This is a genomic window from Tenacibaculum dicentrarchi, assembly GCF_964036635.1.
Lineage (GTDB): Bacteria > Bacteroidota > Bacteroidia > Flavobacteriales > Flavobacteriaceae > Polaribacter > Polaribacter dicentrarchi.
This window is the reverse complement of the sequence record NZ_OZ038524.1, coordinates 252,501-255,000: the sequence shown is the minus strand read 5'-3', so window position 1 is coordinate 255,000 and position 2,500 is coordinate 252,501. Positions and strand designations below refer to the sequence as shown.

Here is a 2,500-nt window from a genome sequence, read left to right as displayed (position 1 = left end):
CTATACGAGACTATCACTCTCTTTGGTTTGTCTTTCCAGACAATTCTAGTTCTCTTAGACGCTAATGTCGCAGCCCTACAACCCCAACACTGCCGTAACAGTATTGGTTTGGGCTAATCCGCGTTCGCTCGCCACTACTAACGGAATCACTATTGTTTTCTCTTCCTCCGGTTACTTAGATGTTTCAGTTCACCGGGTTTGCCCCCTTGCGGGTGATATGTCTTCAACATACCGGGTTGCCCCATTCGGAAATCTACGGATTATAAGGTATGTGCCCCTCCCCGTAGCTTATCGCAGCTTATCGCGTCCTTCATCGCCTCTGAAAGCCTAGGCATCCGCCATACGCCCTTATTTAGCTTATTGTACTTTTTGCTCTAAACATTACTGTTTAGAACGAGCTCTTTATAATTATTATTTTTATAAAAATATTGTGTTAATCTTGCGATTAACTCTCTATCTTGATTTCTTTACGATATCATTTTACCAATATGTCAATGAACTTTAATAATTACGAATGATGAATTACAAATTTATAATTCATAATTTTCAATTCGTAATTGAATTGTGGAGAATATCGGAGTCGAACCGATGACCTCTTGCGTGCAAGGCAAGCGCTCTAGCCAACTGAGCTAATCCCCCATTTGAAATTCAGAATTATGAATTCAGAATTACGAATTTAGAATCCTCTAGTTTCCAGAATTTCCTTTCTAACAACTTACTCTTTGTAGTCTCGGGCAGACTCGAACTGCCGACCTCTACATTATCAGTGTAGCGCTCTAACCAGCTGAGCTACGAGACTATAATAGCTTATTATTAGTGTGTTTTAAAATTAACAGCAAAGAGTAAAATTTCCCTTTTGTAACTCACCATCTTTCTCTAGAAAGGAGGTGTTCCAGCCGCACCTTCCGGTACGGCTACCTTGTTACGACTTAGCCCTAGTTACCAGTTTTACCCTAGGTCGCTCCTCGCGGTAACGAACTTCAGGCACCCCCAGCTTCCATGGCTTGACGGGCGGTGTGTACAAGGCCCGGGAACGTATTCACCGGATCATGGCTGATATCCGATTACTAGCGATTCCAGCTTCACGGAGTCGAGTTGCAGACTCCGATCCGAACTGTGATATGGTTTATAGATTCGCTCCTATTCGCATAGTGGCTGCTCATTGTCCATACCATTGTAGCACGTGTGTAGCCCAGGACGTAAGGGCCGTGATGATTTGACGTCATCCCCACCTTCCTCACGGTTTGCACCGGCAGTCTCTCTAGAGTCCTCAGCTTAACCTGTTAGCAACTAAAAATAGGGGTTGCGCTCGTTATAGGACTTAACCTGACACCTCACGGCACGAGCTGACGACAACCATGCAGCACCTTGTGATCTGTCCGAAGAAAACTCTATCTCTAAAGCTGTCAGACCACATTTAAGCCCTGGTAAGGTTCCTCGCGTATCATCGAATTAAACCACATGCTCCACCGCTTGTGCGGGCCCCCGTCAATTCCTTTGAGTTTCAGTCTTGCGACCGTACTCCCCAGGTGGGATACTTATCACTTTCGCTTAGTCACTGAACCGAAGTCCAACAACTAGTATCCATCGTTTACGGCGTGGACTACCAGGGTATCTAATCCTGTTCGCTCCCCACGCTTTCGTCCCTCAGCGTCAGTATATACGTAGTAGACTGCCTTCGCAATCGGTATTCTAAGTAATATCTATGCATTTCACCGCTACACTACTTATTCTATCTACTTCCATATAACTCAAGTCAATCAGTATCAAAGGCAGTTCCATCGTTGAGCGATGGGATTTCACCTCTGACTTAATTGACCGCCTGCGGACCCTTTAAACCCAATGATTCCGGATAACGCTCGGACCCTCCGTATTACCGCGGCTGCTGGCACGGAGTTAGCCGGTCCTTATTCTTACAGTACCGTCAAGGATCTACACGTAGATCGGTTTCTTCCTGTATAAAAGCAGTTTACAACCCATAGGGCAGTCATCCTGCACGCGGCATGGCTGGTTCAGAGTTGCCTCCATTGACCAATATTCCTCACTGCTGCCTCCCGTAGGAGTCTGGTCCGTGTCTCAGTACCAGTGTGGGGGATAATCCTCTCAGACCCCCTACCTATCGTTGCCATGGTAAGCCGTTACCTTACCATCTAGCTAATAGGACGCATAGTCATCTTGTACCCATAAATGTTTAATAGTGTTCCGATGCCGAAGCACTACATTATGGAGTATTAATCTTCATTTCTAAAGGCTATCCTCCTGTACAAGGCAGATTCTATACGCGTTACGCACCCGTTCGCCGGTCGTCATCTATGCAAGCATAATGTTACCCCTCGACTTGCATGTGTTAAGCCTGCCGCTAGCGTTCATCCTGAGCCAGGATCAAACTCTTCATTGTATATTTTAAATAATATTAATGAATAAGTTTCAAAAGAATTTAACTTCGTTAGAAGTTGTGGTTATTCTACTCTTATTTACGCTGTCAATTTCAATATTTTCA

The 2,500-nt window shown here is 44.9% G+C and carries 2 tRNA genes and 2 rRNA genes (1 of these 4 running past the window's edge); all 4 read right to left on the bottom strand.

Features of this window, described 5'->3' with window-relative positions:
- Positions 1-363, bottom strand: a 23S ribosomal RNA gene (locus ABNT14_RS01060); it reaches 2,514 nt to the left of the window's first position.
- 202 nt (positions 364-565) lie between these two features.
- Positions 566-639: transfer RNA gene (locus ABNT14_RS01055), tRNA-Ala, on the bottom strand.
- Positions 640-725: 86 nt separating this feature from the next.
- Positions 726-799 (bottom strand) — tRNA-Ile (locus ABNT14_RS01050).
- 81 nt (positions 800-880) lie between these two features.
- Positions 881-2,398, bottom strand: a 16S ribosomal RNA gene (locus tag ABNT14_RS01045).
- Together the 16S and 23S rRNA genes with 2 tRNA genes alongside form the textbook arrangement of a ribosomal RNA operon.
- Positions 2,399-2,500: the final 102 nt, after the last annotated feature.